This is a genomic window from Burkholderia sp. JKS000303 (assembly GCF_002563755.1).
GTDB classification, from domain to species: Bacteria; Pseudomonadota; Gammaproteobacteria; order Burkholderiales; family Burkholderiaceae; genus Burkholderia; species Burkholderia anthina_B.
The window spans coordinates 567,343-594,200 of record NZ_PDBZ01000003.1 but is presented as its reverse complement, the minus strand read 5'-3'; the positions used below and the strand labels follow the sequence as shown (position 1 = coordinate 594,200).

Annotated in this window: 29 protein-coding genes; 14 read left to right on the top strand and 15 right to left on the bottom strand. The window is 66.5% G+C overall.

Translation table 11 applies throughout. The features are described from left to right. Nucleotides 1-29: 29 nt before the first annotated feature. The 3 genes from BX604_RS30625 to pdxR all read right to left on the bottom strand — a co-directional run bounded on the left by BX604_RS30625 (nt 30) and on the right by pdxR (nt 3,453). Nucleotides 30-1,382, bottom strand: coding sequence for a pyridoxal phosphate-dependent decarboxylase family protein (locus BX604_RS30625; RefSeq protein ID WP_098554562.1), 1,353 nt, complete (start codon nt 1,380-1,382; stop codon nt 30-32). 20 nt (nt 1,383-1,402) lie between these two features. Further along, nucleotides 1,403-1,702 (bottom strand): ArsR/SmtB family transcription factor, encoded by a 300-nt coding sequence (locus tag BX604_RS30620; protein WP_040139054.1) that lies wholly within the window; start codon nt 1,700-1,702, stop codon nt 1,403-1,405. Between the two features lie 269 nt (nt 1,703-1,971). Further along, nucleotides 1,972-3,453 carry a MocR-like pyridoxine biosynthesis transcription factor PdxR gene (pdxR, locus tag BX604_RS30615; protein ID WP_098554561.1) on the bottom strand — a complete coding sequence of 494 codons (1,482 nt, stop codon included), beginning with the start codon at nt 3,451-3,453 and terminating at the stop codon, nt 1,972-1,974. A gap of 128 nt (nt 3,454-3,581) precedes the next feature. Here pdxR and BX604_RS30610 point away from each other — a divergent pair, with 128 nt between their 5' ends. Then, on the top strand, nt 3,582-4,058 hold the full coding sequence (locus tag BX604_RS30610) for a GNAT family N-acetyltransferase (protein ID WP_098554560.1): 477 nt from the start codon (nt 3,582-3,584) through the stop codon (nt 4,056-4,058). Between the two features lie 43 nt (nt 4,059-4,101). On the opposite strand, the gene BX604_RS30605 is transcribed toward BX604_RS30610, so the two are convergent. Then, entirely contained in the window at nt 4,102-4,827 is a 726-nt protein-coding gene (locus BX604_RS30605; protein ID WP_098554559.1) for a class I SAM-dependent methyltransferase, read from the bottom strand. A gap of 206 nt (nt 4,828-5,033) precedes the next feature. On the opposite strand from BX604_RS30605, the gene BX604_RS30600 reads away from it, so the two are divergent. The 3 genes from BX604_RS30600 to BX604_RS30590 all read left to right on the top strand — a co-directional run bounded on the left by BX604_RS30600 (nt 5,034) and on the right by BX604_RS30590 (nt 7,344). After that, a complete protein-coding gene (locus tag BX604_RS30600; RefSeq protein ID WP_098554558.1) occupies nt 5,034-6,026 on the top strand; it encodes a hypothetical protein in 993 nt (330 codons plus the stop codon). 255 nt (nt 6,027-6,281) lie between these two features. Then, nucleotides 6,282-7,091 (top strand): TlpA family protein disulfide reductase, encoded by an 810-nt coding sequence (locus BX604_RS30595; RefSeq protein WP_098554557.1) that lies wholly within the window; start codon nt 6,282-6,284, stop codon nt 7,089-7,091. Then, nucleotides 7,063-7,344 (top strand): RES family NAD+ phosphorylase, encoded by a 282-nt coding sequence (locus tag BX604_RS30590; RefSeq protein ID WP_098554556.1) that lies wholly within the window; start codon nt 7,063-7,065, stop codon nt 7,342-7,344. The genes BX604_RS30595 and BX604_RS30590 overlap by 29 nt, the downstream gene beginning before the upstream one ends. Nucleotides 7,345-7,372: 28 nt before the next feature. Here the strand turns inward: BX604_RS30590 and BX604_RS30585 are convergent, their stop codons facing one another. Both BX604_RS30585 and leuA read right to left on the bottom strand, forming a co-directional pair. Further along, entirely contained in the window at nt 7,373-7,777 is a 405-nt protein-coding gene (locus BX604_RS30585) for a peptide ABC transporter ATPase (protein WP_098554555.1), read from the bottom strand. 389 nt (nt 7,778-8,166) lie between these two features. Further along, complete coding sequence (gene leuA, locus BX604_RS30580) at nt 8,167-9,876, bottom strand: 2-isopropylmalate synthase (protein WP_179894937.1); 1,710 nt, start codon at nt 9,874-9,876, stop codon at nt 8,167-8,169. 950 nt (nt 9,877-10,826) lie between these two features. Between leuA and BX604_RS30575 the strand changes: the two genes are divergently transcribed. Together BX604_RS30575 and BX604_RS30570 are read left to right on the top strand one after the other, a co-directional pair. Then, nucleotides 10,827-11,216 carry a fucose-binding lectin II gene (locus BX604_RS30575; protein ID WP_098554553.1) on the top strand — a complete coding sequence of 130 codons (390 nt, stop codon included), beginning with the start codon at nt 10,827-10,829 and terminating at the stop codon, nt 11,214-11,216. Between the two features lie 175 nt (nt 11,217-11,391). Next, nucleotides 11,392-12,126 carry a fucose-binding lectin II gene (locus BX604_RS30570; protein ID WP_098554552.1) on the top strand — a complete coding sequence of 245 codons (735 nt, stop codon included), beginning with the start codon at nt 11,392-11,394 and terminating at the stop codon, nt 12,124-12,126. Here BX604_RS30570 and BX604_RS39185 read toward each other — a convergent pair. Further along, a complete protein-coding gene (locus BX604_RS39185; protein ID WP_179894921.1) occupies nt 12,123-12,284 on the bottom strand; it encodes a hypothetical protein in 162 nt (53 codons plus the stop codon). The two genes, BX604_RS30570 and BX604_RS39185, sit on opposite strands and share 4 nt — an antisense overlap. Nucleotides 12,285-12,382: 98 nt before the next feature. Here BX604_RS39185 and BX604_RS30565 point away from each other — a divergent pair, with 98 nt between their 5' ends. Then, nucleotides 12,383-13,588, top strand: coding sequence for an NAD(P)/FAD-dependent oxidoreductase (locus BX604_RS30565; RefSeq protein ID WP_098554551.1), 1,206 nt, complete (start codon nt 12,383-12,385; stop codon nt 13,586-13,588). 85 nt (nt 13,589-13,673) lie between these two features. Here the strand turns inward: BX604_RS30565 and BX604_RS30560 are convergent, their stop codons facing one another. The 5 genes from BX604_RS30560 to BX604_RS30545 form a co-directional block, all read right to left on the bottom strand. Next, the gene (locus BX604_RS30560) at nt 13,674-14,195 is read right to left on the bottom strand and encodes an RrF2 family transcriptional regulator (RefSeq protein WP_096500723.1); all 522 of its coding nucleotides are present in this window, start codon (nt 14,193-14,195) and stop codon (nt 13,674-13,676) included. Nucleotides 14,196-14,338: 143 nt separating this feature from the next. Then, a complete protein-coding gene (locus BX604_RS38715) occupies nt 14,339-14,572 on the bottom strand; it encodes an autotransporter-associated beta strand repeat-containing protein (RefSeq protein ID WP_257146468.1) in 234 nt (77 codons plus the stop codon). A 257-nt stretch (nt 14,573-14,829) separates the two neighbouring features. Next, nucleotides 14,830-15,261 (bottom strand): hypothetical protein, encoded by a 432-nt coding sequence (locus tag BX604_RS30555; protein ID WP_179894920.1) that lies wholly within the window; start codon nt 15,259-15,261, stop codon nt 14,830-14,832. Further along, nucleotides 15,237-15,323, bottom strand: a complete 87-nt coding sequence (locus tag BX604_RS39810; RefSeq protein WP_257146491.1) for a hypothetical protein — start codon at nt 15,321-15,323, stop codon at nt 15,237-15,239. The genes BX604_RS30555 and BX604_RS39810 overlap by 25 nt, the downstream gene beginning before the upstream one ends. A gap of 744 nt (nt 15,324-16,067) precedes the next feature. Continuing rightward, the gene (locus tag BX604_RS30545) at nt 16,068-17,438 is read right to left on the bottom strand and encodes a M23 family metallopeptidase (protein WP_098554549.1); all 1,371 of its coding nucleotides are present in this window, start codon (nt 17,436-17,438) and stop codon (nt 16,068-16,070) included. Between the two features lie 296 nt (nt 17,439-17,734). Between BX604_RS30545 and BX604_RS30540 the strand changes: the two genes are divergently transcribed. After that, nucleotides 17,735-18,616 (top strand): mechanosensitive ion channel family protein, encoded by an 882-nt coding sequence (locus tag BX604_RS30540; RefSeq protein WP_098554548.1) that lies wholly within the window; start codon nt 17,735-17,737, stop codon nt 18,614-18,616. A 34-nt stretch (nt 18,617-18,650) separates the two neighbouring features. Here the strand turns inward: BX604_RS30540 and BX604_RS30535 are convergent, their stop codons facing one another. After that, on the bottom strand, nt 18,651-19,796 hold the full coding sequence (locus tag BX604_RS30535; protein WP_098554547.1) for a branched-chain amino acid ABC transporter substrate-binding protein: 1,146 nt from the start codon (nt 19,794-19,796) through the stop codon (nt 18,651-18,653). Nucleotides 19,797-19,863: 67 nt separating this feature from the next. Beyond that, complete coding sequence (locus tag BX604_RS30530) at nt 19,864-20,901, bottom strand: histone deacetylase family protein (RefSeq protein ID WP_098554546.1); 1,038 nt, start codon at nt 20,899-20,901, stop codon at nt 19,864-19,866. Between the two features lie 125 nt (nt 20,902-21,026). Here BX604_RS30530 and BX604_RS30525 point away from each other — a divergent pair, with 125 nt between their 5' ends. From BX604_RS30525 to dbpA, 6 genes are all read left to right on the top strand, one after another. After that, nucleotides 21,027-21,515: an Lrp/AsnC family transcriptional regulator gene (locus tag BX604_RS30525; RefSeq protein ID WP_098554545.1), complete on the top strand. Its 489-nt coding sequence runs from the start codon at nt 21,027-21,029 to the stop codon at nt 21,513-21,515. Between the two features lie 60 nt (nt 21,516-21,575). Then, nucleotides 21,576-21,896: a hypothetical protein gene (locus BX604_RS30520; RefSeq protein ID WP_098554544.1), complete on the top strand. Its 321-nt coding sequence runs from the start codon at nt 21,576-21,578 to the stop codon at nt 21,894-21,896. Nucleotides 21,897-22,217: 321 nt separating this feature from the next. Beyond that, complete coding sequence (locus BX604_RS38710; protein WP_143748151.1) at nt 22,218-22,412, top strand: hypothetical protein; 195 nt, start codon at nt 22,218-22,220, stop codon at nt 22,410-22,412. Next, the gene (gene mqo, locus BX604_RS30515) at nt 22,367-24,052 is read left to right on the top strand and encodes a malate dehydrogenase (quinone) (protein WP_257146467.1); all 1,686 of its coding nucleotides are present in this window, start codon (nt 22,367-22,369) and stop codon (nt 24,050-24,052) included. The genes BX604_RS38710 and mqo overlap by 46 nt, the downstream gene beginning before the upstream one ends. A 267-nt stretch (nt 24,053-24,319) precedes the next feature. Beyond that, nucleotides 24,320-24,517 (top strand): hypothetical protein, encoded by a 198-nt coding sequence (locus BX604_RS30510; protein ID WP_098554542.1) that lies wholly within the window; start codon nt 24,320-24,322, stop codon nt 24,515-24,517. Beyond that, complete coding sequence (dbpA, locus tag BX604_RS30505; RefSeq protein WP_098554541.1) at nt 24,514-25,911, top strand: ATP-dependent RNA helicase DbpA; 1,398 nt, start codon at nt 24,514-24,516, stop codon at nt 25,909-25,911. Before BX604_RS30510 ends, dbpA begins: the two co-directional genes overlap by 4 nt. Before the next feature lie 25 nt (nt 25,912-25,936). Here the strand turns inward: dbpA and BX604_RS30500 are convergent, their stop codons facing one another. Further along, entirely contained in the window at nt 25,937-26,821 is an 885-nt protein-coding gene (locus BX604_RS30500; protein WP_098554540.1) for a LysR substrate-binding domain-containing protein, read from the bottom strand. Nucleotides 26,822-26,858 lie beyond the last annotated feature (37 nt).

Sequence of the window (26,858 nt, the reverse complement as noted above, 5' to 3'; positions counted from 1 at the left end):
CGCGCCCGGAACATACGCACCGCCGCCGCTCAACCCACGTGTACGCCGCGCAGCTTCGTCAGCAGTGCGACGAGACGGTCGACATGCTCGTCCTCGGTGCGCCACGACGACACACTGATCCGGAACGCCGGCCGCCCCTGCCACACGGTCTGCCCGAACCACACGTCGCCCGAATCCTGCGCGGCCTGCAGGATCGCGAGCGTCTCGTCGTCGGTGCCGGCGCGCACGAGCACCTGGTTCAGCACCACCCGATTGAGCACGTCGTAGCCGGCTGCGCGCAGCCCGTCCGCAACACGCGACGCCTGCGCGCAATGCCGCTCGACCATCGTCGCCACGCCGGCGCGGCCGAGCGAGCGCAACGCAGCCCACACGGGAATGCCGCGCGCGCGCCGCGAAAATTCGAGGCTCAGGTTCTTCTGCGCGTCCTGTGCGCCGCTCAGATAGACGGCGTCGCTGTTCATCGCGGTCGCGAGCGCCGCCGCGTCGCGGCAGATCACCATCGCGCCGTCGTACGGCGTGTTGAGCCACTTGTGACCGTCGGTGGTCCAGCTGTCCGCGCCGTCGATGCCGTCGGTCAGCGCGCGTTTCGACGATGCGCGCGCCCACAGGCCGAACGCGCCGTCTACGTGCACCCATGCGTTTGCGGCTTTCGCACGCGGAATCAGGGCGGCGAACGGATCGAACTCGCCGGTGTTCACTTCGCCGGCCTGCACGCACAGGATCGTCATGTCGTCGAGCAACGGCAATTCCGCGGGATCGATCCGGCCATGCGTGTCTACCGGCGCAACGACGAGGCGCTTCATCCCGAAACCGAGCACGCGCAGCGCCTTTTTCACCGTGATGTGCGCGAGCTCGGAGAGCACGACCTTCACTTCGGGCGCGCCGATCAGGCCGTCCTCGTCGACGTTCCAGCCCTTGCGCGCCAGCAGCGCACGCCGCGCGGCGACCAGCGCGACGAGCGTACAGGCCGTCGCGCTCGTGCCGAAGCCGACCGCGCTGTCTTCCGGCAGCCCGAGCACGTCGACGACCCAGCGCGCGGCCTGCCGCTCGATCGTCGCAGCCACCGGCGAATTCGCGAACGACGACGCACACTGGTCCCACGCGAGCATCAGCCGCTCGGCCGCGGCCGCCGCGGGCAGCGTCGCGCCGATCACGAAGCCGAAGTAGTTCGGACCGTTCGATGCGACGGTCGCGGGCGTGCCTCGCTCGTCGAGCAGACGCAGCACGTCGTCGGCCGGGCGGCCCGCATCGGGCAGCGGCTCGTCGAATGCGCTCAGGCCGGCCAGCGCGGCGGCGTCGGGATACACGCGCCGTTCGCCCGTCGATGCGAGATAGTCATGCGCACGCCGGTCGGCGTCGGCCAGCAAAGCGAGTTCATCCATGTCGATTGCCTCTGTGACGATCAGAGTTGCAGGAGGTCGCGACCGAGGCGATGCAGCGCATCGTCGATCCGCTTGTAATACGTGAACTTGCCGACGCGCGTCGCCCGGACAAGCCCGGCATCCGCGAGGATGCGCATGTGGCGCGTGGTCGTCGCCGGCGCGATGCCGAGCTTCTCGGTGATGTAGGTGCAGCACACGCCGAGTTCGTCGAAGTCGCCATGCGGCTGCGGCGGGAAATGCTTGCGCGGCTGCTTGAGCCAGCGCATCACGGCCAGGCGGCTTTCGTTGGCCAGTGCGCTGATGCGGGTGACGTCGTCCATGGGTTCGGTCTCGTTTAACGTTTTGAATATTAGCTAAATGACGAAATGTGGGCAACGGATTTGGCGGGCGACGGGTGCATTCGTCGTCGTGTCCGGGCCGAGCCATCCGTCGATGCATTGCATTCGACGCCGCGGCGTCGAAACCGGCATTGGCGCGCGCCGGATCCGGCGCGACCGGTGTGCGATCAAGCCGTCGTCAACGCGTGCGTCAACCGTTCGATCAAGGCCCGCACGCGCCGCGGCTGCACGCCGGCGCGGCGCGCCAGTCATCACCGCCCGGCCAGCACGCGGTCGATCATCTCGCCGATCCGGCGCGCGAGCGCGTCCATCCGCTCGGCCGGCACGCCGCCGTAGCCGAGCACGAGCCCGTTGTAACCGTGCGCGCTGCCCGGCAGGCAGAACGACGACAGCGGCCGCAGGATCAGCCCGTGCGCCTGCGCGACGCGGCTCAGTGCCGTGTCGGCCACCGGCACGTCAAGCCGCGCGGACAGATGCATGCCGCCCGCGCCGCCCGACACCGTCAGCCGCGTGCTCAGCCGCCACGCCAGCGCGTCGTGCAACGCGTCGCGCCGCTCGGCATACACGCGGCGCATGCGCCGCAGATGCCGCGTGAAATGCCCGGCGTCGATGAAGTCCGCCAGTGCGCGCTGCTCGACCGCGCGGCCGTGCAGCATCATCGCGCCCGCGGCGTCGCGCAGCGGCTGCACGAGCGCGGGCGGCACGACCATGAAACCGAGCCGCAACGCGGGAAACATCACCTTGCTGAAGGTGCCGAGGTAGATCACCGGCGCGTCGTCGGCGAGCCCCTGCACGGCCGCGTGCGGCGTGCCGTGGTGGCGGAACTCGCTGTCGTAGTCGTCTTCGACGATCCACGCGCCGGCCGCACGCGCGTGCGCGACGAGCGCGAGCCGCCGCTCCAGGCTCATCACCGCGCCGAGCGGATACTGGTGCGACGGCGTGATGTAGACGAGCCTCGGCGCCCGATCGCGCCAGTCGTCCGGATGCGGCGCGAGCCCCTGCGCATCGACGCCGATCGGCTCGACGCGCAGGTCGGCCGCGAGAAACGCGTTGCGTGCTCCGTGGTAGCCGGGGTTCTCGATCCATGCGACATCGCCCGCATCGGCCAGCGCGCAGGCGCACAGGTCGAGCGCGCCCTGCGTGCCGTCGGTGACGATCACCTGCTCCGCATCGCAGCGCACGCCGCGCGACGCACGCAGATAGCCGGCGATCGCGTCGCGCAGCACCGCATCGCCTTCCGCCGGCTGGTAGCCGAGCTGCGCCGGCCCGGCCGTGCGCCATGCGCGTTCGATGCAGCGTCGCCATTGCGCGAGCGGAAATTCGTCGACGGCCGGCGCACCCGGCATGAACGGCAGCGACTCGTCGAGGCCGCTCGTCGCGCGCTCGGTCCGCGCGACGCGCCGCGACAGCACCGTCGTATCGCCGGCGGGCGCAGCAGCAGCGGCCTGCGACCCGCGCAAGCCCATCCGCGCCACCACCGTACCCTGCCGCGTGCCGGCCACGAACCCTTCCGACGCGAGCCGCTCGTACGCGTACAGCACCGAATTGCGCGCGATGCCGAGCTCGCCGGCCAGCGTGCGCGACGCGGCCAGCCGCGCGCCTTCGGCGATCCGGCCGCCCAGGATTGCGTCGCGCAAACAGGCGTACAGCCGCTGCTGCTGCTGCGACATCCGCGTGACCGCGTGCGGCCCCGCTTCGCGCTCGAAGGTCGACAGCAGCACCGCGTAATCCATCGTGGCTCCAGAAATGATCAATGTCATGGGTCTACACATGGTGCCACGAACTTTCTATCGTAGATGCCTGTTTCCGTTTCCGGCCGCGCCGGCAACGCTTCATCCATCCCTTCGAGAGGTTCACGACCATGAACGCGACAGACACCGGCCTGACCGTACGCCCCGTGCGGGAAGACGATTTCGACAACTGGCTGCCGCTGTGGGACGGCTACAACCGCTTCTACGGCCGCTTCGGCGACACCGCGCTGCCGCGCGAGATCACGCAGCTCACGTGGTCGCGCTTCTTCGACGGCTACGAGCCCGTGCATGCGCGTGTCGCGGAACGCGACGGCCGGCTGGTCGGGCTCGTGCATTTCCTGTATCACCGCAGCACGACGCTCGCCGGCCCGACCTGTTATCTGCAGGATCTCTTCACGCTCGACAGCGAGCGCGGCAAAGGCGTGGGCCGCGCGTTGATCGAAGCCGTGTACGACGCCGCGCGCGCGCATCGCGCCGAACGCGTGTACTGGCAGACGCACGAAACGAATCACACCGCGATGCGGCTCTACGACACCATCGCGGAGAAAACCGGATTCGTGATCTATCGGAAGGTGTTGCCGCGCTGATCACGCAGCACGCTGCGGGGCCACGATCATGGCCGCGGGAAATTCAATCCAGCGGCCGTGCCTTGATCCACAGAAACAGCGGCACGCGCGACCACTGCTTCAACGGGTCCGTATCCGCGCGATCGGGCGGCGGCTCGCGCAGCGACACGATCGCGAAGCCGGCCGCCTCGAGCGCATCCATGTATGCCTGCAGCGGCAGCGACCAGCCCGCGAAATGCATCGACAGCCCGTCGCGCGTCTCCACGCCCTCGAAATGCTCGCGGCCGAAATACGTGCCGTCGATCACGAACGGCGCATCGGGCTGCGGCCCCGCGAAGCGCCCGCGATCGCGAAACGGATGCACGAGCGACACGAACAGCAGCCCGCCCGGCTTCAGCACGCGACGCGCCTCGCGCAGCGCAGCCGGCATGTCGTCGAGATCCATCAGCACGTTGTACGCCATCACGACATCGAAGCTGGCCGGATCGAACGGCAGCGATGCGGCGTCCGCAAGCGCATAGCGGTGTGCGGAATCGGCGCGACGCGCGGCGTCGAGCATCGCGGGAACCGCATCGCTCGCCGTCACGTCATACCCCAGCGCCTTCAGTTCGCGGCTCACGCGGCCCTCGCCGCAGCCGATCTCCAGTGCGCCGCCGGTTCCGCGACCGAGATACGCGGCAAGCCCCTCGCGATACGTCCAGAACGCATCGTGGCCCGGCCTGCCGGCCCAGTCGATCCATTGGTCGGCAACATACGTCCAGTGTTCGGTGATGGTTTTCGTGTCGGTCATCTGCGCGTCGGTTCGGCGTTCGTTCGAGGTGCGGCGTGTCGGCCCGGAAGGCGATGGTAAGCCGAAACGGCCACGCGCGTGAGCACGGCCCGGGCGCCGGCCGGTTTCCGTTTCCGGCGGCGACGTTCTACAGTTACGAGAAAATCCCGTGCTTCATCGCGCGTCGTCGCGGCTCGGCGATACGCACCCGATTTCGAGGAAAGTCCATGCCGAGTATCGTCTCCGGTCCCGCCAATCTGCCGCCGAGCGCCGTCGCCGCCGAAACGCGCATGGTGCACGACGTCGCCACGCTGCAGCCGTCCGACTATCGTTCGCCCGACGGCGCGTCGTGGGTCATCGCGGCCATCACCCCTGCGCAGGACAGCGGCGAGATCGTCACCGGCAATACCTACTTCGACACCGCGAAACAGCAGACCGTCGCGGTGCCCGATGCACGCCGCCGCTATGCGAATCGCGGCACGTGGCAGGTCGTCGCGAGTTCGAGCCCGTCGGTGCCGGCCACCGGCCGTTACGACTGGCTGACGCTCGCGTGGCTGGCGATCAACCGGCGGCCGCTGCCGCAAACGCCCGAGCATCTGTATTCGCCGTTCATTCACGGCGGCACGATCCTCTATCGGTGGGACCCGGCAGCACAGGGCGGCGAGCAGTTCGGCAACGTGCGGATGATTTTTCCGGAATGGAAACAGCAGGTGGCCGCGGTACTGCAAGCCGCGCCCGCCGACGACGCGCAAGCGGCGATCGCTGCGCAGGTGTCGGCGCTCGATCGCGTGAAGCAGGACACCAATCCGATGGCCGCCGTGCTCGACTTCGGCAAGGCCATACAGGAAGAACCGGCCGACCGGATCGCGTCGAAGCTGCCGGCATTGCTGCGCGCGAACGATCTGCACGAGGTGTCGGCGATCGTGTATCAGTGCCTCGCCGCGTCGCGCGAGGAGGACCGGCCGCGCCTCGTCGAAGCGATCAACGGCTCGATCTTCTCGGTCGACGACAGTGCGCGCCTGCTCGCGATCGCGTACGGTGCGTTCGCAGCCGGCCGGGTGCGGCCGCGGCCGTTCAGCGATCCCGCGCAGACGGCGCGCATCAACGACGTATTTACCGCGTTGAAGCAGCGAACGTCGGCGCTGCACGTGTCGGTTGCCACCGGTTCGCCGTGGGCCGAGTTCTTCACCGCGTACCGGCTCGGCAGCAACGGGAAGTAACCGGCGCGCGCGTGCACGATCCTGGGTTCGGCCCGATACGCTGGATGCCTGCATGAACGCGACGTCGTCCTGAACGCCTGAACGCCTGAACGCCGGCGCCGCGTATGCACGCTTCATCCATCCGACGATGCGCGCCGCCCGCCGGCGCAGGAAAAACCGGGAACCCGTGCGCATGATGCGGGGTCGAAACGCGACATGACCGGCGACGACATCGCCCGCGCCGGCCGATCCTCCCTCCTCCAGCCTTTCCTTCCCATGTTGAGCATCGGTCCCTTTTCGATCCGCGTCGTCGCGGTAGCCGCCGCCGCACTGCTGGCGTGGCTCGTCGCGCGTTTCATGCAACGCCGCCCGCCGGACGGCCAGCACAAGAGCGCGTCGAGCCTGATCCTCGACGTGCTGCTGCTCGGGCTGATCGCCGCGCGTGTCGGTTACGTCGCGCAGTGGTGGCGCGACTATGCGGCCGCGCCGCGCTCGATCGTCGCGCTCGGCGACGGCGGCTTCGACTGGCGCATCGGCATCGCGGCCGCGCTGGTGTTCGCCGCATGGCGGCTGCGTCGTCTGCCGGCGCTGCGCCGCCCGGTGGCGGCCGGCATCCTCGTGGGGCTTGCCGCATGGGGCATCGTGCAGGGCACGCTCGCGACGCTGCAGCGCAACGCGCCGCCGTTCGCCGCGATGCAGCTCGAAGCGCTCGATGCGACGCCCGTGCTGCCGCAGCGCTATGCCGGCAAGCCGGTCGTCGTGAACCTGTGGGCAACGTGGTGTGCGCCGTGCCGGCGCGAGATGCCGATCCTCGAGCAAGCGCAGCACGATCATCCGGACATCACGGTGCTGATGCTCAACCAGGGAGAAAACGCGCAAGCGGTGCGCACGTTCCTCGAGCAGCAGGGTCTGCGCTTCGACAACGTGCTGCTCGATCCTTCGCTGCATGCGATGCACGCGTACGGGTCGCGCGGTTTGCCGACGACGCTGTTCTTCAACGCGAACGGCGAGCTCGTCGAGTCGCACATGGGCGAGATCACGGCTGCGCGGCTGAAGGATGCGCTGGCACAGCGTGTCGGGCCCTGACGACACGTACGTCACGCTCTCGCTACCGGATGACTGGGCGGACCTGACGTGTGATCGTGAATCCACGACGGAATTGGGTCGGCAATGGCTCGAGGCAGGCCAGCAACGGGTGATGCGCGTGCCATCGGTCGTATGTCCGACCGACGGCAATCTGCCGCTGGATCCGACGCATCCTGACATGAGCGCCGTCAAGGTCGTTCGCACCGAACCTTTCACGCTGGATCCGAGACTGTTCGGTCATGCGGCGAGGTGAATTCGACGTCTCGCGTACCTCGTTCGCCTCAAGGCCGCGACAACACCATCACGCGCCCCGACACGCGCTGGAGCTTCAGCCAGCCCGTGTCGGCGGTAAACCGAAGCTGCTGCAGCGGGAAATCGAACCCGGCCTTCTGCGCGGCGCCGACCACGGCATCGGCGATCCAGCGGATCAGTTCCTTCCCTTCGTCGGTCGTCTGGTGGCCGTTCTGGACGCCATAGAAGTAGCGATTGCCGGCGTTGACCTCGTTCTGCAACTGCATCCAGTGCCCCGGCAGGCCCGGCAGCGTTCTGAACAGGTCGGCCACGCGCTGCGTCGTCAGGCCGCGCGCCCACAATGCGCCGTTGACGTTCGGCCGTGCCAGGTTGTGGCGGTCGGCCTGTTGCGCCTGCTCCTTCACCTCGCCTTTCAGGGAATCGGGTTTCGTCATGATGCTTTCCTCGCGATGGGCCCGGCAACGGGCCGATTGAATGGAAGAGCCACGGAGCGCAAGCAGCCGGCAACCAGGCCGCCGCGAATGACATGCCGGCGACACGCGCGCGGCACGGCTCATGATATCGGCAGACGATTCGTTCCGCCTGCGCCGGGGGAACGATACGCGCATCGCCGACATTGTTCCCCTGTCAGGTATATCAGGCGCGATATCGGGCGTCCGTCCCCATCACGATGTCTTCTTCCCCTTCAATACGAACGCCGCCGCATGCGCACGGCCGGCGGTGCGCGAACCGCTTCGCGATTGCGCTCGTCGCACGCTTGCAGGCAGCAAACCCGGCGAAACGGCCGCGCCGGAACACACCGGCACGACCGCCACCGCTACGCTTACGCGACGGCCTTCACCGCGGGTTGCGCGGCAAAAAACGTCGCCTGCGCCGCCTCGTCCGCACGCACATACGCGCGATTGACGCCGCTGATCACCGCACGAATCGACGCCGTCGTCAGGTTCGCGTCGATGCCGACGCCGAACGCGCTGCCGTGCACGCCCGCGCCGGCCAGCTCGGCGATCGCGATCGCCTTCGCATCGGCGCCCTGCGACAGCGCGCGCTCCTCGTAGTGCTGGATCCGCAGCGGCGTGCGCAGCGCGTGCATCAGCGCGTCGAGCGGGCCGTTGCCTTCGCCGCGCAGCACGCGGCGCTCGCCGTGCACGTCAGCGGTCAGCACGATCGTCTCGCGGCCGTCGCGCTCGGTCAGTTCATGGCCGACGTAACGCAGCGGCGCATCGCCTTCCACGTATTCCTGCTGGAACAGCGACCAGATCTGCGCGCTCGTCACCTCGTGGCCGCTGTCGTCGGTCAGGCGCTGCACGGCCGCGCTGAAATCGACCTGCAGACGACGCGGCAGCGCGATGCCATAACCCTGCTCCAGCAGGTACGCGATGCCGCCCTTGCCCGACTGGCTGTTCACGCGAATGATCGAATCGTAGGTGCGGCCGAGGTCGCTCGGGTCGATCGGCAGGTACGGCATTTCCCACACGGCGTCGGGGCGCTGCACCGCGAAGCCCTTCTTGATCGCATCCTGGTGCGAGCCCGAGAACGCGGTGAACACCAGGTCGCCGACGTACGGATGGCGCGGATGGATCGGCAACTGCGTGCATTCCTCGGCCGTGCGCGCGACTTCGTTGATCTGCGAGAAATCGAGGCCCGGATCGACGCCCTGCGTGTACAGATTCAGCGCGAGCGTCACGAGATCGACGTTGCCGGTGCGCTCGCCGTTGCCGAACAGGCAGCCCTCGATACGGTCCGCACCGGCCATCACCGCGAGTTCGGCCGCCGCGACCGCCGTGCCGCGGTCGTTGTGCGGATGCACGGACAGGATCAACGCATCGCGTCGCGCGAGATTGCGGTGCATCCATTCGATCTGGTCCGCATAGAAGTTCGGCGTGCCGACTTCGACGGTGGCCGGCAGGTTCACGATCGCCTTGCGCTCGGGGGTCGGTTGCCAGACGTCGAACACGGCATCGCATACTTCCTTCGCGAAATCGAGTTCGGTCGCCGTGAAGGTTTCGGGGCTGTACTGGAGCGTGAACTGCGTATCGGTCGCCGCGTCGGCGAAGCGCTTGATCGTGCGCGCCGCGTTCACCGCAAGCTGCTTCACGCCGTCGCGCTCGAGGCCGAACACGATCTTGCGGAATTCCGGCGCGGTCGCGTTGTACAGGTGCACGATCGCGCGCTTCGCGCCGCGCAACGCGTCGAACGTGCGCTCGATCAGGTCGTCGCGCGCCTGCGTGAGCACCTCGATCGTCACGTCGTCGGGAATATGGCCGCCTTCGATCAGTTCGCGCACGAAGTTGAAGTCGGTCTCGGACGCCGACGGGAACGCAACCTCGATCTCCTTGAAGCCGATCGCGACCAGCGTCTTGAACATCCGCATCTTGCGCGCGGCGTCCATCGGCTCGAACAGCGCCTGGTTGCCGTCGCGCAGGTCGGTGCTCATCCAGATCGGCGCGTGCGTGATCGTGCGCGACGGCCACGCGCGGTTCGGCAGGTTGACGGGCGTGAACGCTCGGTACTTCGTCGCGGGGTGCTTCAGCATCATGATGGTCAGTCCTCGGTCGGTGGGTCGGGTCACCGCCGCGCGGCAGCCGTCACGGATGGCGGCCGGCTGCGCGCGCAGCGGTAAAAACGGCAAAAAGGCGGCACAACGGCAAAGCGGTACGGCGAACGACGGCCTTGGCGGTTGAACGACCGGGACGGAGCGGAGCGATACGGAAGAAGGACGAACTCAGGCGCCGGTCGATAACCGGGGCCAGGTCAGTGATACGGGGGAAATCTGGCGCTTCAGGAAAGAAGCAGATGGAAAGCGCGCAGCCGCAGACCCAGCCCGGAAGAACGGGCTAGTAGTCGTAGCGAGAAGAGGGGCTGGGCGGCTTGCATGGCCGGAATCAAATCACAACGCAGCGCGGGCTGTCAATGGGCGCTGCGCGAAGTCATGCGCAGAAACACGCGCAGAATCAGTCTCGTCCGATAGGCGCGACGAGCGCCGGTCGCTATGCTTTCGCGGGTGCGGTGCCAGTGGCGTGTCCTGTTCAAGTTCGGGAGAACGAGCCGGTCAACGATCGCCGTCGGCGCCGCACCCCGCCTTGTCCCGGCCGCGATCCGGCTTCGGCGTGGGCGTTCGGTGGTGGCCGGTGGGCGCGGCCACGACAGAGAAAGACGACGTTGAAGCAACACGCTGCCACATGCGAACACCGAGCGTCCGCCCCGAAGCCGGATTCCCCCCCGCCATCCCCCCTGCGTGCCTGCCCATTATTCAAAAAAGCGCGTCATATCTCGATATAGTTTCACGAATATATCGACCAACAAGCCATTGAATTTGCGCCATTAAATCGGACTGTTTCGCTTTTCGATTTACTGGGAAATTTCCATTTCGGACCGAATATTTTTCCATTTATTTCTTGCCATGCTGGCTCCGCCGCGTTTGAAACAGCAAACGTTTGCGCATCGCGGCAACGCGCCTTATTGACCCACCTTCAGGAGACATGCATGGCCGACTCTCAAACGTCCTCGAACCGTGCCGGCGAGTTTTCGATTCCGCCGAACACCGATTTCCGCGCGATCTTCTTTGCAAATGCCGCCGAGCAGCAGCACATCAAGCTGTTCATCGGCGACGGCAAGGAACCGGCGGCTTATCACAAGCTCACCACGCGCGACGGCCCGCGCGAAGCCACGCTGAATTCGGGTAACGGCAAGCTGCGCTTCGAAGTGACGGTGAACGGCAAGACGTCGGCTACCGACGCACGGCTCGCGCCGATCACCGGCAAGAAATCGGACGGCTCGGCATACACGGTCAATTTCGGGATCGTCGTATCGGAAGACGGTCACGACAGCGACTACAACGACGGCATCGTCGTGCTGCAGTGGCCGATCGGCTAAACAACCTGTCGATGCCGGCCTCCCGGGGCGCGCTAGCCCCGCGGCCGGCATCGCCGTGGCGACGGGGCCAACGTATCGCCGATTGAGTGCTGCTCCACGTATTTCCGCACACGCGACGCGGTGAACGCGTTCACCGGCCGCACGCAGACGGACATTCCATCAAGACGAGGACGACATGCAACAACCGTTTACCCATGACGATCTGTACGCACTGCTGCAACTCGCCGGCAACGACGCCACCGCCGTTCAATCGAACGGCGATCAGGTGGTGCTCGACCGGATGCGCCAGTTCATGACCGCGCAGCTCGTCGAGAAGCTGCCGCAGTACGACGTATTCGTCGACATCGCGACGATTCCGTACAGCTTCGACGTCAGCAACTGGCAGAACAAGGTGAAGACCGATGCGGCGGGACAGGTAGTCGCCTGCACGGTAACGTGGGCCGGCGCGCCCGGCGTGCTGCCCGCCGCCGCGGCGAAGTTCGGTGTCGGCGCAGTGGTCACTTACTTTCTGAAGGCGACGCCGCAACCCGTGCAGCCCGATCCCGCCACCACCGGTGGTGGCGAACGCGACGGCGTCTTCAACCTGCCGCCGAACATCGCGTTCGGCGTGACGGCGCTCGTCAATTCGTCCGCGCAGCAGACGATCGACGTCTATGTCGACGACAACGCGAAGCCGGCCGCGACGTTCCAGGGCGCCGGCACGCAGGACGCGAACCTGAACACGCAGATCCTGAATTCGGGCAAGGGTAAGGTGCGCGTCGTCGTGACGGCGAACGGCAAGCCGTCGAAGATCGGTTCGCGTCAGGTCGACATCTTCAAGAAGACCTACTTCGGGCTCGTCGGCTCGGAGGACGGCACCGATGGCGATTACAACGACGGCATCGCGATCCTGAACTGGCCGCTGGGCTAAGCAGCGGCATCCCGCCCCGCCTCGCCACGCCATCCGGCGTGGCGATTGCGCATCGGGCCGTTCGTACCCATGCGATGTCCCGCCTCCCCGCGCATGCCTTCGTCGGTCGCTCCCTGATTTTTCGGCGCTTCATCCACATCGCGGGACTTGCGCTTCATAACTACGACTCATAGAATCGTAGTTATGAAGCGCAGCGATGCTGCGGACAACGTCGACGTTCCGTCGACTCCGCGCATCCATCAACCGGAGTGGAACAGTGACGAAGCGAATTCTTGTGATCGGGGCCGGCTTTGCCGGCATGTGGAGTGCATTGAGCGCGGCGCGCCTGCTCGACGAGCAAGGCAGAATCGACGTGGAAATTACCGTGGTGGCGCCAGATGCGCACCTGCATGTCCGTCCGCGCCTCTACGAGGAAGGCCCGGCGAACTTTCGCGCGCCGCTCGGCGAGATCTTCGATGCGGTCGGCGTGAAGTTCGTCCAGGGCACGGTCGAGCGCATCGACGTGACGCGCAGGACGGTCGACGTACTCGGCACGAACGGTCACGCGTCGACGCTCGACTACGACCGCCTCGTGCTGGCCGCCGGCAGCCGCCTGTTCCGCCCGGCGATTCCGGGTCTCGCGGAGCACGCGTTCAGCGTGGATCAGACCGACGAAGCCGTCGAACTCGAAACGCACATTCGCACCCTGGCGCGACAGCCGGCGTCGACGGCGCGCAATACGGTCGTGGTCGCGGGCGGCGGCTTCACGGGCATCGAAACGGCGGCGGAAATGCCGACGCGCCTGCGCGCCGCGCTGGGCGAGGAGACGGACGTGCGGGTCGTGATCGTCGAGCGCAGCGACGCAATCGGCCCTGACCTGGGCGCGGGCCCGCGCCCCGTCATCGAGGAAGCGCTGCGCACGCTCGGCGTGACGTGGCAGCTCGGCTCGGGTGTCGCGTCGGTCGACGCGGGTGGCGTCACGACGGCAGACGGGGAGCGCATCGAATCAAGCACGGTGATTTGGACGGCCGGCCTGCGCGCGAGCACGCTGACCGAACAGGTTCCGGGGCGCCGGGACGCGGCCGGGCGCCTGCACGTCGATCGCAATCTCGCGGTCGACGGCGTGCCGGGCGTCTATGCGACGGGCGACGTCGCGTATGCGGCAACCGACGACGACGGCAATCACACGATGATGTCGTGCCAGCACGCGATGAACCTGGGCCGCTCGGCGGGGCACAACGCGGCGGCGGACCTGCTGGGTCTGGAACAGATTCCGTACAGCCAGCCGAAATACGTGACGTGCCTGGATCTTGGCCCGTGGGGCGCGGTTTATACCGAAGGTTGGGACCGCGAAGTAAAGCTGGCGGGTGCGGAAGCAAAGAAGCTCAAGCACCAGATCAATTCCGAGTGGATCTATCCGCCGCGTGCGGATCGCGCGGAAGCGCTCGCGGCCGCGGATCCGTTGCGGATCGTCGTGGCCTGAGTGGCGCGCCGGTGCCGTCGATGCGCGGGGGGCGACAGGCGCTCCCCGCGGGTTGTCGCGCCATCCCGCGCCACCACGGCGCGACTCAGCGCTCGCCGCCGCGGCTCGCGGCGCGATCGGCGAACCAGTCGATCACTTTCGGGCCGTAGCTGGCCGGCGCTTTCGACCAGGCGCGCGCGGCGAGATCGGCGAGCGATTGCTTCTCGAGCTCCGCGCGCATCGCCTGCTCCGCCACCTGCATCACCGCGTGAATCGAACAGGTGCCACGCGTGGCCCACGCGGGCGCGTCGCCCTCGAACACAGCACATTGGCCGCGCACCTCGCGGCAGTCGAACAATCGCTTGTCACCGTCGATCGCCGCAACGACGTCCTGCACGGAGATATCGCGCGCCGGCTTCGCCAGCGTGAAGCCGCCGCGAATGCCTTCGCTGGAGACGACGATCCCGGCCTTCGCGAGACGCGTGAAAAGCTTCGCCGCGTAATCGACGGACACGCCCTGCATCTCGGCCAGATCGCGCACGCTCGCATCGCGCACGCCGGTGGAAGTGTCGGCGAGATAGAGCAGGCAATGCAGGCCATACTCGACGCCGGTGCTGATGAACGACATGATATTGCGACTCAGGGTATCGGAGTTTGGAGCGTAGCGCAGGATGGCAACAAAGTCATCCGTTCCGCTTGCATCGATCGCTCGGAGGCAATCCGGGGGCGCGCCCCTGCAAGAACGATCGAATGCCCGCTCCGATCGGCCGGTCAATGTATTGCCTTCGCAGCCATCCGATCACCATGCCTACCGCCCGCATTCCCGGTAATCGTGCGCTGATGCTCGCCGTCGAGTTGCAGCGTTCCGCCATTTAAATTCAGCTTTCCTTCTGATCTGCCGACTGCACTATCGGCTGCTACCGACAGCGTACCTTTCGTGATCGTCGTACCGCCGGAATACGTGTTGCCGCCCGCGACGGAAGGCGTGACCGTCAGCGTGCCCATGAAGGTGTCGGCCGGACTATATGTCATCGGCGGCGCACGCATTTGATCGTTCTTGCCGGGCGCCCCCCGGGGCCCGTGGGAGGGACGGCGTGACGAGTGATTTTTTGAATAGCGGGCAGGCCCCGTAGGCGGGAATGGCGGGGGAATCCGCTTATGCGATGGCACCGGCCAAGAACACAGCGACAACACCTGCGGCAGTCCCGAGGATGATGGGGAGCGCCTTCACCGTTCAATCCATTGCTTTCTGATTCTCCATCTTATGAAAAGACCGCGATCAGCCGTTGCAGCAAGGGTATTCTCGCCGTCAACCAGTTCATCCTGGATGGCGGCATGGCAATGAAGCGCAACGGAGACGACTTCGATTGATCGTAGTAGAAAATAGTGTCGTCCCCGTACTCCAGTTCCCTGGGTGCTGCATCGTTAATTGTGCGCACCGCAAAAAATCTCTCGACCAAAACATCCCCTGCCGGACCCAATACCTGAAGTCGAATTTCATCGCCGTCGCCAAGAAAGCGGCGCGTGCCACATAGTTCAATTTTATACTTCTCGCCACCGAACTCTCTCATTCCGCCGTTAAGATCCTGCGTATAACTTGCGCAGCCCTCATATGAGCTCCGCAACGCGAGAGTCGAAATTATCGACACCAAAACAAACGCGATCGCGATTACATTTTTTCTGGCGATCTGCATATTTCACCCAGACTGAGTTTGATGGGGGTGGTCAACTTAAGATATCGCAAATCGGAAGATATGACAAAGTCCTCTCCGCGATTATGCTTGATCCTCCAATCACTATAGATTTTTTTTAAACGCGGTGGCGCACATCGTACGCCCCAAATTTCTTAACAACGCCTTTTCGTGCGTCTATCGGTTTACCAAGAAAATCGTCAATCAGATATTTCCAGTTAATCGTCGACTCAATATTGAGAGAATCGCCAAAATTCGAGTTGACACGACTCCGATACGGAAACCCTCCAATCCGTCCTCCATTCATAATAATCATGCTACTTTTATCCCCCCCAAATACCGACTGATTGACGGCGACTTTCCATCATTGAAGGAGTAGCTATCTTTTATGTATTCGTAGATATGCGTTATGGATGCGGTCAACGGCGCTCGCATATGGCAGCGTGCTGTTTCAACATCGTCTTTCTCTGTCGTGGCCGCGCCCACCGGCCACCACCGAACGCCCACGCCGAAACTGGATCGCAACTGGGAGGAGGTGCGGCGCCGGTGAAGATCGTTGACCGACTCACTCCGAACATGAACAGGGCACCTCACCGGCACCGCACCCGCGCAAGCATAGTGACCCGTTGCCGCGGTGCCTATCGGACGAGACTGATTCTTGCAGCCAATATCGCACTGCATTGGCCTGATACACCTGACAGCCACTCAATTTGGAGATGAGGAGTACCGCTGCAAGCGGCACGCGCGCTCGAAGTTCGGCGGCTTTTTCATTTAACCGGCCCGTTGCCGGCCCATCCCGGGGAAAGCAGTCAGCCGGCCGGCGACGCGCCCCGCTGCGCGGCCGCCGTCGGCTGCGACCACGCAGCCGACGCGAGCTGCGTACGTGCGCCCTTCGCGACACGCTCGAACGCCACGCGCTGCGGCCCCTTCAGCACGTCCGCCTTCGCGGCCTGCACCAGCGCGACCGGATCGACTGGGCGATTGTGCCGCCGCACCTCGAAGTGCAGATGCGGCCCGGTTGCCGTTCCGGTGCTGCCGACCGCACCCACGCGCTGCCCGCGCGCGATCCGCATGCCGGTACGCAGCGTCGGTTCGAACGCCGACAGATGCGCGTAATACGACGCATAGCCGCCGTCGTGCCGCACCACCACGTACTTGCCGTAGCCGCCCGGCTCCGTGCCGATGAACGACACGACGCCGCGCTCCGATGCACGGACCGTGCGGCCCGTCGGTGCGGCAAGATCGACGCCGGAGTGCACATGACGCGCACCCGTCACCGGATGCACGCGCGTGCCGAAACGCGAACTGGTGCGCGTCGCGCCGACCGGCAGCGCGAACCGGGTGCCGGCGAGCGGCACGCCGTCGAGATCGTAGTAAGCACCCGGCGACCGCGCATCGGCGGCAAACCACACCGCCGCGACGCGCTGGCCGCGAAAGCGGATATCGAGCGCAGTCACGCGCGGATCGCCGGATAACGATGCGTCGTCAGCCGGTTCGAAGGCCACGCGGAACGTATCGCCCACGGCACCCTGCTGCTTCAGGTCGAGCCGATCGGCCAGCATGCGCGTGACCTGTGCGGAGACGCCGGCCGACAGATTCGCACGCGCGAGCGAGGCGCGCAGGCTGCCGGCGATCGCGCCGACCCGCGCGCCGCCCGCCGGCTCCGCGAGCATGAACGGCTCGGCCGATGCCAGACCGGCATCGCGCGACGCGAATGCGAACGGCATGCCAATCGCGGGCAACGACGATGCAAAACCGTAGTCGAAGCGGCCCGCGTAATCACGCTCGATCGCATCGCGCGCGGCATCGCAGAGCACGATGTACGGCGCGCATGCGCCGGCGCGAACGACGAATGCGCGAGGTCGATCGTCCGTCCGCGCACCGGCCGCGTCCGGCGCGTGCACGATACGCGGCACCGTCGTCGAGGCGAGCAGGCCGCCCCAGACGGTGCGCGCGGAATTGAAAAAGGGCACGTCGAAGAGATCGGCCGCCTGCGCCACTGCGGGCGTGAACGGTGCGGCACCGGATGACGCCTGCACCACCGCGCCCTGCGCGCCGGCAAGCCACACCGCCGCGACAATGCCGCGCAGCAGCGCGCGGCGATTCGGCAAGCGGATGGCACCGCGTGGCGCACAACGACCTCGTTCGCGTGCGAGACGTAAACACAGGTCGAACCGCATCGCGTCGTCGCTCGCTATCAATGAAAAATCGGGAAAGCGCCGGATCTCGCGGAGGAACGATCCTCGCGATCCGGCAATGAGGAATCGAGTGTATCGACGCGCCCCGTACCGCTGAATAGGACAGATCCTATTTGTTCTGATATCGGCTTAGTACATTAACGAAATCGCGATTTCATCGCCGGAACGCGCGGCAATCCGGCCTCGTGTGCTCGCGCGACACTCGGCGTGCCGTGTACAGTCGAGGGCTGCCGACACGCTGCGTGTCGCGCCCTTTGTCTTCAACCCGGAATTCCGTCATGTTTCTCGATCATCTTCATCCGGAACGCTGGACGTTCCTGTGGACCGCGTTGTCCACGCTCTCGATCAGGCTCTGCGGCGCGCTCGCGCTGCTCGTCGCCGGCTGGTGGCTGTCGAAGCGCATCGGCAACTGGCTGAGCCGCCTGCTCGCGAACAAGGAGCGCGTCGACGACACGCTGCGGCCGATTCTCTGCGACGTCGCCGTGTGGGGCATCCGCATCGTCGCGATCGTCGGCGCGCTGTCGCAGCTCGGCATCCAGACCGCGAGCATCGTCGCGGTGCTCGGCGCGGCCGGCCTCGCGATCGGGCTCGCGCTGCAGGGCACGATGCAGAACATCGCGGCCGGCATCATGCTGTTGCTGCTGCGGCCGTTCAAGGTAGGCGACTACATCGACGGCGGCACGGGCGTCGCGGGGACGGTGGACGAGGTCGGGCTCTTCATGACGCGGCTCACGAAGCCGGACGGCATCTGCGAGTACGTCCCGAACAGCGCGCTGTGGGGCAGCGCGATCCGCAACTACACGCGCAATCCGACGCGTCGTCTCGATCTCGAAGTGGAAGTGTCGGTGCACGACGACATCGATCGCGCACTCGACGCGCTACGCGCGCTGGCCGCGGCCGATCCCGACGTGCTGCACGAACCCGCGCCGGACGTGATGGTGATGCGCTTCGACGACAGCACGGCGATCGCGAACGTGCGCGTGTGGACGCATACCGACAAGTTCTGGGCGATGCGCTGGCGTCTCGCGCGCCAGGTGCGCAAGACGCTCGCCGAGGCGGACTGCGCGTTGCCGATCCGCACGCGCGAGCTGCATATCGTGCACGACGTCGAGCAGCAGCAGCGGCCGCCGGCCGAACCGCGCCGCACACAGGCGTCGTGATGCAACGGGGCGCGGCACGCCCCGTCGCCGTTCGTTACATCCTGACGATGTCGAGCAGCGCCTTCTTGCCGCTCTTGTAGGTGAACACCGAGATCGCGCCGTGCTTCAGGTCGCCCTGCGGCGTGAAGCTCGTTTCGCCGATCACGCCGTGATAGTCGGTCGCCGGCATCGCGGCCAGCACCTTCGCCGGGTCGGTCGAATTCGCACGCTTCATCGCGTCGACGATGATGTTCACCGCGTCGTACGAGAACGGCGCATACACCTGCATCGGCTGGTGGTAGCGCGCTTCGTAGCGCTTCACGAACGCCGCGCCGCCGGGCATCTTCTCGAGCGCGATACCGGCTTCCGAGCACACGACGTTGTCCGACGCCGGGCCCGCGAGCTTCGGCAGGTCGGTCGAGCACACGCCGTCGCCGGCCAGCACCTTCGCGCGCAGGCCGAGCTGGCGCGCCTGCTTCGCGAGCGGGCCGCCGGTGGCGTCCATCCCGCCGTACATGATCGCGTCGGGGTTCTCGCCCTTGATCTTCGTGAGGATCGCGCGGAAGTCGATCGCCTTGTCGTTGGTCGCGTCGTGCGAGATGACCTTCATCCCCGACGCCTTCGCGGCCTTCTCGAATTCGGTCGCGAGGCCCTGCCCGTAGGCGGTCGAGTCGTCGATCACGGCGACCGTCCTGATCCCCATGTTCTTCGCCGCGTAACTGGCGAGCGCGGGCCCCTGCTGCGCATCGGTCGCGACGACGCGATAGGTCGTCTTGAAGCCCTGTTGCGTGTACATCGGGTTGGTCGCGGCCTGCGAGATCTGCACGATGCCGCCGTCGCGATAGACGCGCGACGCTGGAATCGACGTGCCCGAGTTGTGGTGGCCGACCACGCCGACCACCTTGTCGTCGACGAGCCGCTGCGCGACCTGCGTGGCCTGGCGGGGATCGCCCGCGTCGTCCTGCGCGTCGAGTTGCAGCGTGACCTTCTTGCCGCCGATCACCAGCCCCTTCGCGTTGATTTCCTCGACCGCGAGCCGCGCGCCGTTCTCGCTGTCCTTGCCGAGGTGCGCGATCGCGCCGGTCAGCGGCGCGACGTGCCCGATGCGCACGATTTCATCCGCCCGCGCGGAAAACGCGGACAGTGCGCACGCCAGCCCGACTGCGGCCGCACATGCCGTCTTCTTCTGATGCCGATTCATGTTCGTCTCCTTCGTTGTCGCTCTTCGTTCGTGATCAGGTCCGTCGTTCATGCAAGGCAAGCGGCGCTCACGCGCGCCCTTCGAATCCGAGCAGCACGTTCACCGCGTTGATGCCGATTTCGTCGACCATGTAGCCGCCTTCCATCACGAACAGCGTCGGCAGGTTCAGGCGCGCGAGCGTTTCGCCGATGCGCAGATAGTCCGGCGAGCGCAGGCGGAAATGGCTGATCGGGTCGTGCTCGAACGTGTCGACGCCGAGCGACACGACGAGCAGGTCGGGGGTATGCGCGGCGATCGCGGCCGCCGCCTGGTCGAGCGCCGTCGCGTAGGTGCTCCATTGCGTGCCCTTCGGCAGCGGCAGGTTCAGGTTGAAGCCTTCGCCCGCACCCGCGCCGCGCTCGTCCGCGTAGCCGGAGAAGTACGGGTACGACACCGGCGGCTCGCCGTGGATCGACGCGAACAGCACGTCGGCGCGGTCGTAGAAGATGTCCTGCGTGCCGTTGCCGTGGTGGAAATCGACGTCGAGCACCGCGACGCGCGCCGCACCGCTCGCGATGCCGTGCTGCGCGGCGATCGCCGCGTTGTTCAGGTAGCAGTAGCCGCCCATGTATTCGCGACCCGCATGGTGGCCGGGCGGGCGGCACAGCGCGAACGCCGCGCGCGCGCCGCCGTTCGACAGCAGGTCGGCGCCGGTCAGCGCGGAGTTCGCGCTCGCGCTCACCGCGTCCCAGGTGCCGGCGTTGATCGGCGCGCCGGCATCCATCGCGAAGAAGCCGAGCTTGCCGTCGATGAACCCGGGCAGCGTCGTCGCCGCCGGCATCGCGCGCACCGGCCAGACGAGCGGCAGCGCCTGGCAGGTGCGGCCGGTCGCGGCCCATTCGTCCCACGCGCCGGCGAGGAAGTCGACATAGCGCGCGCTGTGCGCGCCGGCATAGTTCGCACGATCGAACGCGCGCGGCGCGATCACGTCGCCGAGGCCGGCCGCGCGAACCTGCGCGAGCACCGTTTCGGCACGAAGGGGATTCTCGAACGATTCGGTGATCGCGCCGTCTTTCAGTTCGACGCCGCGATGCAGATGATGATCGCTGCTGTAGACCGTGAGCATGGTTGACCGTTGCAGTGAGGGCTGTGAGGGGTGGCAACAGTCTATTGACGCCGACCGGCAATAGCTTTGCTTTTCAGATCCCGGTTTCGTACAATTTTGAGAAAATCGCCTACGGAGACCCTGGAATGAGCAAAAATCGCGCTTCAGCGGAGCTGGATGGCGTCGATCGCGCGATGCTGCGCCTGCTTCAGGAAGACGGCGCGCTGTCGAACGCGACGCTCGGCGAGCGGCTGTCGCTGAGCGTCACGCCGTGCTGGCGGCGGCGCAAGCGCCTCGAGGACGAAGGCGTGATCACCGGCTACCAGGCGAACCTCGACCGCCGCACGCTCGGCATGAACGTGTTCGCGTTCGTACAGGTCACGTTCAACATGCATTCGGGCCAGGATTCGGATCACTTCGAGGACGTGATGCGGCGGCACGACGAAGTGACGTCGTGCCACAAGATCACCGGCGCGGCCGACTACATCCTGCAGGTCGTCGCGGCCGATCTCGACGCGTATGCGGAATTCGTCGAACACGTGCTGAGAAAACAGGCCGGCGTGTCGTCGATCCAGTCGAGCCTCGCGTTACGCGAAATCAAGTTCTCGTCGCGCGTGCCCATACCGGATGCGTGAACGCCCTCCGCCCGTGCACGGGCATCCGCCGTCGATCGTCATCCCATGGAGCGCTACGTAATGAAACACTTCATTCCTTCCGCGTCGATTGCCGCCGCGATCGCCGTCGCGTTTGCATTGAGCGCATGCGCGACGCAACCGCCTTCCCCACTTCCGGCCAATGTCGCCGGGCAGGACACGCAGGACGCACAGACCGCGCAGGCCGCTCCGCCGATCGTCGGCGGCGACCGCGATGCGCACGGCTGCATCGGCTCGGCCGGTTACGCATGGTGCGAACGCACCCAGCAATGCGAGCGTCCGTGGGAGCTCGCGAAGGCGCATGGCATCGCAAATTCCGCGCAGGTGTTCGAGCAGTTCTGCCGGAACGGCGGCGGGAAGTAATGCGGTAGCCGGCCGCGGTGCAACGCCGCGACCGGATGCAGGACCGACGGTGCGCGCGACGCCCCGTCACGGCGGCACATTTTCCCGTCCCGCGCAGCGTCATTCCGGAAACCCGGACACGCAAAAATCCCCACGAAAACCAAGGCTATTTGGCACGGGCGACACGCCAATCGAGTTCGGTTACATTACGCGCCCCTTTCCATTCCGCCCCCGCTAGACGCGTCGCGCGCGGCCTCCTTCCACGCAGCCTGAAACGTCGAACGGCGAGGCTTGCGGCAAGGGCCGAGGCGCGCCGCGCACGCCTGTGACGCGCGCAACGGCATGACCGGCTGGCACCGATCCGAAGGTGTCCTTCGCAATGATTTCGCGTGCGCAAATACAACGTCGAACCGGGTCGATCCGGGATTCCGGATTCGCGGTCCGGATCTCCGGATGGGTGAGCCGATCGCGATCGAGCGTCACCGGGCGGGATGGCAAGCCGATGCATCCAAGTTGAAAAAAGAGGATCTGCTGTGATCAAAACGTTACGGGTAATACTGTCGGCGCTCGCGCTGTGCGTCGCCGCGTCGTCCGCGCATGCCGCCGATACGAAGAAGGTCGACGTCCTGCTGGTGGGCGGCGGCATCATGAGTTCGACGCTCGGCGTGTGGCTGCACGAGCTGCAGCCCGACTGGTCGATGACGATGGTCGAGCGCCTCGACGGCGTCGCGCTGGAAAGCTCGAACGGCTGGAACAACGCGGGCACCGGCCACTCGGCGCTGGCCGAGCTGAACTACACGCCGGAGAAGGCGGACGGCAAGATCGACATCTCGAAGGCGATCGAGATCAACGAGTCGTTCCAGATCTCGCGCCAGTTCTGGGCGTGGCAGGTCAAGCAGGGCGTGCTGAAGAACCCGCATTCGTTCATCAACTCGACGCCGCACATGAGCTTCGTGTGGGGCGACGACAACGTCCGTTTCCTGAAGAAGCGCTACGAAGCGCTGCAGGCGAGCCCGCTGTTCCGCGGGATGCAGTATTCGGAAGACTACGACCGGATCAAGCAATGGGTGCCGCTGATGATGGAAGGCCGCGACCGCACGCAGAAGGTCGCCGCCACCTGGACGCCGATCGGCACCGACGTGAACTTCGGCGAGATCACGCGCCAGTTCGTCGGCTACCTGAAGACGCAGCCGAACTTCACGCTGTCGCTGTCGAGCGAAGTGCGCGAGATCTCGCGCAACGCGGACGGCACGTGGCACGTGTCGTGGGTCAAGCTGCATTCGGATGACCCGCCGCAGGCCGTCGACGCGAAGTTCGTGTTCATCGGCGCGGGCGGCGGTGCGCTGCACCTGCTGCAGGCGTCGGGCATCCCCGAGGCGAAGGATTACGGCGCGTTCCCGGTCGGCGGCTCGTTCCTCGTGACCGACAACCCCGACGTCGTGAAGCAGCACCTCGCGAAAGCGTACGGCAAGGCGTCGGTCGGCTCGCCGCCGATGTCGGTGCCGCACCTCGACACGCGGATCATCGACGGCAAGAAGATCATCCTGTTCGGGCCGTTCGCGACGTTTTCGACCAAGTTCCTGAAGAACGGTTCGTACTTCGACCTCGCGAAGAGCACCAACCTGCACAACGTCGCGCCGATGATGCGCGTGGGCGTCGACGAGTTCCCGCTGGTCGAGTACCTGGCCGGCCAGCTGATGCTGTCGGACGACGACCGCTTCAACGCGCTGAAGGCGTATTTCCCGAACGCGAAGAAGGAAGACTGGCGCCTGTGGCAGGCCGGCCAGCGCGTGCAGATCATCAAGCGCGATCCGAAGAAGGGCGGCGTGCTGAAGCTCGGCACCGAGATCGTCAGCGCGCAGGACGGCAGCATCGCGGGCCTGCTCGGCGCGTCGCCGGGCGCGTCGACCGCCGCGCCGATCATGCTGAACCTGATGCAGAAGGTGTTCAAGGACAAGGTCGCGACGCCCGAGTGGCAGCAGAAGATCCGCCAGATCGTGCCGAGCTACGGCACGAAGCTGAACGACAGCCCGGCGAAGGTCGTCGCCGAATGGACCTACACGAGCGACGTGCTGCAGCTCGCGCCGCCGCCGCAGATCGACGTGAACGTGCCGTCGCAGGCAACGGGCACGGCCCCGGCACGCGCCGCGAAGGCATCCGCCGACATGGCGCTGTAACACGCCCGGCGCCGGTTCACCGCATCGCACGGCCGCCCTTCGGGGCGGCCGTTTTTCATGATGCGCAACGGCGGCGACGCCCTCGCCGGGGTCCGCTTCCGCTAGAATTGCGGCACGCGCGACCTCGTCGCCGCCCGATCCATGACCCGCATCGACGCAATCCGAGCAACCGCCGGTACGGCCCGCGCCTCAAGCCGCGCGCGTGCCGCCTGGCGTTGCCGCGCCCGCCCGGGCGCGTCACCAACCGAATTCAGCTGGAGAAAGACCGTGTTTACCTGCCGAAACCAGAGCTGCGGCACGCAGTGGGAGACGTCCGACGTCGTCATCAAGGACGAAGGCCAGGGGCTGCTGTTCCGCTGCCCGCTGTGCGGCGCCCGCAACTATCTCGAACGCTTCGAGGACGAAGAAGGCAACGTCGCCTACGAGCAGATGGAAGGCCGCCCCTACCTCGGAGACCTCTCTTGACCCAACCGACCGCCACGCCGTTCAGCGCGCTGCCGCTGACGCCCGCCGCGCTCGCGAACCTCGCGCAGCTCGGCTATGTCGACATGACGCCGATCCAGGCCGCGAGCCTGCCGATCGCGCTGGCCGGCCATGACCTGATCGCCCAGGCGAAGACGGGCAGCGGCAAGACCGCCGCGTTCTCGCTCGCGCTGCTGGCGCGTCTCGACACGCGCAGCTTCGACGTGCAGGCGATGATCCTGTGCCCGACGCGCGAGCTTGCCGACCAGGTCACGCAGGAAGTGCGCCGCCTCGCGCGCGCCGAGGAAAACGTGAAGGTGCTGACGCTGTGCGGCGGTACGCCGATGCGTCCGCAGACACAGAGCCTCGAGCACGGCGCGCATATCGTCGTCGGCACGCCGGGCCGGATCATGGATCACCTCGACCGCGGCAACCTGAAGCTGGATGCGCTGAACACGCTCGTGCTCGACGAAGCCGACCGGATGCTCGACATGGGCTTCTTCGACGACATCGCGAAGGTCGCACGGATGTGCCCGACGACGCGCCAGACGCTGCTGTTCTCGGCGACCTACCCGGATGGCATCGCGAAGCTGAGCCAGCAGTTCCTGCGCAATCCGAAGGAAGTGAAGCTCGCGGAGCGCCATGACGACAGCAAGATCCGCCAGCGCTTCTATGAAGTGGCGGAAACGGACCGGCTGCACGCGGTGGGCCAGTTGCTGAACCACTACCGTCCGGTCAGCACGATCGCGTTCTGCAACACCAAGCAGCAATGCCGCGACCTGCTCGACGTGCTGCACGCGCAGGGCTTCCACGCGCTCGCGCTGCACGGCGAGCTCGACCAGCGCGAGCGCGATCAAGTGCTGATCCAGTTCGCGAACCGCAGCTGCTCGGTGCTGGTCGCGACCGACGTCGCCGCGCGCGGGCTCGACATCGCGCAACTCGAAGCGGTGATCAACGTCGACGTGACGCCCGACCCCGAAGTGCACGTGCACCGCATCGGCCGCACCGGCCGCGCGGACCAGGAAGGCTGGGCGCTGAGCCTCGCCAGCATGGACGAGATGGGCCGCGTCGGCGCGATCGAGCAGGCGCAGAAGCGTGACGTCGAATGGCATCCGCTCGCGGAACTGAAGCCGGCCGGCGACGGCACGCTGCTGCCGCCGATGGAAACGCTGCAGATCCTCGGCGGGCGCAAGGACAAGATCCGTCCGGGCGACGTGCTCGGCGCGCTGACCGGCGACGCCGGGTTCGACGGCAAGCAGATCGGCAAGATCAACGTGACCGAGTTCTCGACCTACGTCGCGATCGAGCGCGGCGTCGCGCACGACGCGCTGCGCAAGCTCAATGCGGGGAAGATCAAAGGCAAGCGGGTCAAAGTCCGCTTGATGGACGAAGAGTGACGGTTCGATGCTCGGCGCGCGCCCCTTATGCGGTGCGCGCGCCGAGCATCGCCAGATACTGCTGTACCGCACCCCATTCCCCGCCGCTCCGGCTGAGCGCGACGAGTTCGGACCCCGGCACGCGGCCGGCGAGTTTCCGGTACACGATGTTCGGCGCCGCGATCCGGCTCAACGGCGCGGGCACCAGCGCCACCCCGAGGCCAGCCCCCGTCAACGCCAGCACCGACAGCGTGCTGCTCACCTTGTGCGCGATGCGCGGCGCCTCGCCGAGCACCTGTCGCAGAATCGCCAGTTGCCCTTCGTCGTCGCCGTCGGCCGCGTACAGGATGAACGGTTCGTGCACGAGCGCCGCGACACTCACCGAGCGCCGCTTCGCGAGCGCGTGCCGGTCGCTCATCATCACCTCCCACGCCCAGCTGCCGACCGTTCGCACGGCCAGCTTCGGATCGAACGCCGTGCCGAACGCCGGACAGTAGCCGATGTCGAGCCGGCCCGCCAGGATCGCGTCCTGCTGTGCGGCCGGCGCCATTTCATGCAGGTCGAGCGCCACCTCCGGCCACGCCGCGTGAAACGCGATCAGGTCGTCGGACAGCCGCCCCGTCGCGACCGCATTGCCGACGAAGCCGATCCGCACCACGCCCGTCTCGCCGCGTGCCGCGCGCCGCACCACCGTCTTCGCGCGCTCGGCCTGCTCGAGCGTGTGCCGCGCCTCGGTCACGAGCAGCCGGCCGGCATCGGTCAACAGCACCTTGCGCGTGCTGCGCTCGAACAGCGTCGCGCCCAGTTCCTCTTCGAGCGCGCGAATCTGCGCGCTCAACGCGGGCTGCACGATGTGCAGCCGCTCCGCCGCGCGGCCGAAGTGCCCTTCTTCGGCAACCGCGAGAAAGTAGCGCAAATGGCGAAGGTCCATACGGTCGATTGATCACTCGGAACGATTAATCTCGAAA

Bases quoted from the DNA above. Each gene is read 5' to 3' on its own strand.
- BX604_RS30625 (WP_098554562.1), bottom strand. From the start codon at position 1,382: ATGGATGAACTCGCTTTGCTGGCCGACGCCGACCGGCGTGCGCATGAC.
- BX604_RS30620 (WP_040139054.1), bottom strand. From the start codon at position 1,702: ATGGACGACGTCACCCGCATCAGCGCACTGGCCAACGAAAGCCGCCTG.
- pdxR (WP_098554561.1), bottom strand. From the start codon at position 3,453: ATGGATTACGCGGTGCTGCTGTCGACCTTCGAGCGCGAAGCGGGGCCG.
- BX604_RS30610 (WP_098554560.1), top strand. From the start codon at position 3,582: ATGAACGCGACAGACACCGGCCTGACCGTACGCCCCGTGCGGGAAGAC.
- BX604_RS30605 (WP_098554559.1), bottom strand. From the start codon at position 4,827: ATGACCGACACGAAAACCATCACCGAACACTGGACGTATGTTGCCGAC.
- BX604_RS30600 (WP_098554558.1), top strand. From the start codon at position 5,034: ATGCCGAGTATCGTCTCCGGTCCCGCCAATCTGCCGCCGAGCGCCGTC.
- BX604_RS30595 (WP_098554557.1), top strand. From the start codon at position 6,282: ATGTTGAGCATCGGTCCCTTTTCGATCCGCGTCGTCGCGGTAGCCGCC.
- BX604_RS30590 (WP_098554556.1), top strand. From the start codon at position 7,063: ATGCGCTGGCACAGCGTGTCGGGCCCTGACGACACGTACGTCACGCTC.
- BX604_RS30585 (WP_098554555.1), bottom strand. From the start codon at position 7,777: ATGACGAAACCCGATTCCCTGAAAGGCGAGGTGAAGGAGCAGGCGCAA.
- leuA (WP_179894937.1), bottom strand. From the start codon at position 9,876: ATGCTGAAGCACCCCGCGACGAAGTACCGAGCGTTCACGCCCGTCAAC.
- BX604_RS30575 (WP_098554553.1), top strand. From the start codon at position 10,827: ATGGCCGACTCTCAAACGTCCTCGAACCGTGCCGGCGAGTTTTCGATT.
- BX604_RS30570 (WP_098554552.1), top strand. From the start codon at position 11,392: ATGCAACAACCGTTTACCCATGACGATCTGTACGCACTGCTGCAACTC.
- BX604_RS39185 (WP_179894921.1), bottom strand. From the start codon at position 12,284: ATGAAGCGCAAGTCCCGCGATGTGGATGAAGCGCCGAAAAATCAGGGA.
- BX604_RS30560 (WP_096500723.1), bottom strand. From the start codon at position 14,195: ATGTCGTTCATCAGCACCGGCGTCGAGTATGGCCTGCATTGCCTGCTC.
- BX604_RS38715 (WP_257146468.1), bottom strand. From the start codon at position 14,572: ATGGGCACGCTGACGGTCACGCCTTCCGTCGCGGGCGGCAACACGTAT.
- BX604_RS30555 (WP_179894920.1), bottom strand. From the start codon at position 15,261: ATGCAGATCGCCAGAAAAAATGTAATCGCGATCGCGTTTGTTTTGGTG.
- BX604_RS30545 (WP_098554549.1), bottom strand. From the start codon at position 17,438: ATGCGGTTCGACCTGTGTTTACGTCTCGCACGCGAACGAGGTCGTTGT.
- BX604_RS30540 (WP_098554548.1), top strand. From the start codon at position 17,735: ATGTTTCTCGATCATCTTCATCCGGAACGCTGGACGTTCCTGTGGACC.
- BX604_RS30535 (WP_098554547.1), bottom strand. From the start codon at position 19,796: ATGAATCGGCATCAGAAGAAGACGGCATGTGCGGCCGCAGTCGGGCTG.
- BX604_RS30530 (WP_098554546.1), bottom strand. From the start codon at position 20,901: ATGCTCACGGTCTACAGCAGCGATCATCATCTGCATCGCGGCGTCGAA.
- BX604_RS30525 (WP_098554545.1), top strand. From the start codon at position 21,027: ATGAGCAAAAATCGCGCTTCAGCGGAGCTGGATGGCGTCGATCGCGCG.
- BX604_RS30520 (WP_098554544.1), top strand. From the start codon at position 21,576: ATGAAACACTTCATTCCTTCCGCGTCGATTGCCGCCGCGATCGCCGTC.
- BX604_RS38710 (WP_143748151.1), top strand. From the start codon at position 22,218: ATGACCGGCTGGCACCGATCCGAAGGTGTCCTTCGCAATGATTTCGCG.
- mqo (WP_257146467.1), top strand. From the start codon at position 22,367: ATGGCAAGCCGATGCATCCAAGTTGAAAAAAGAGGATCTGCTGTGATC.
- BX604_RS30500 (WP_098554540.1), bottom strand. From the start codon at position 26,821: ATGGACCTTCGCCATTTGCGCTACTTTCTCGCGGTTGCCGAAGAAGGG.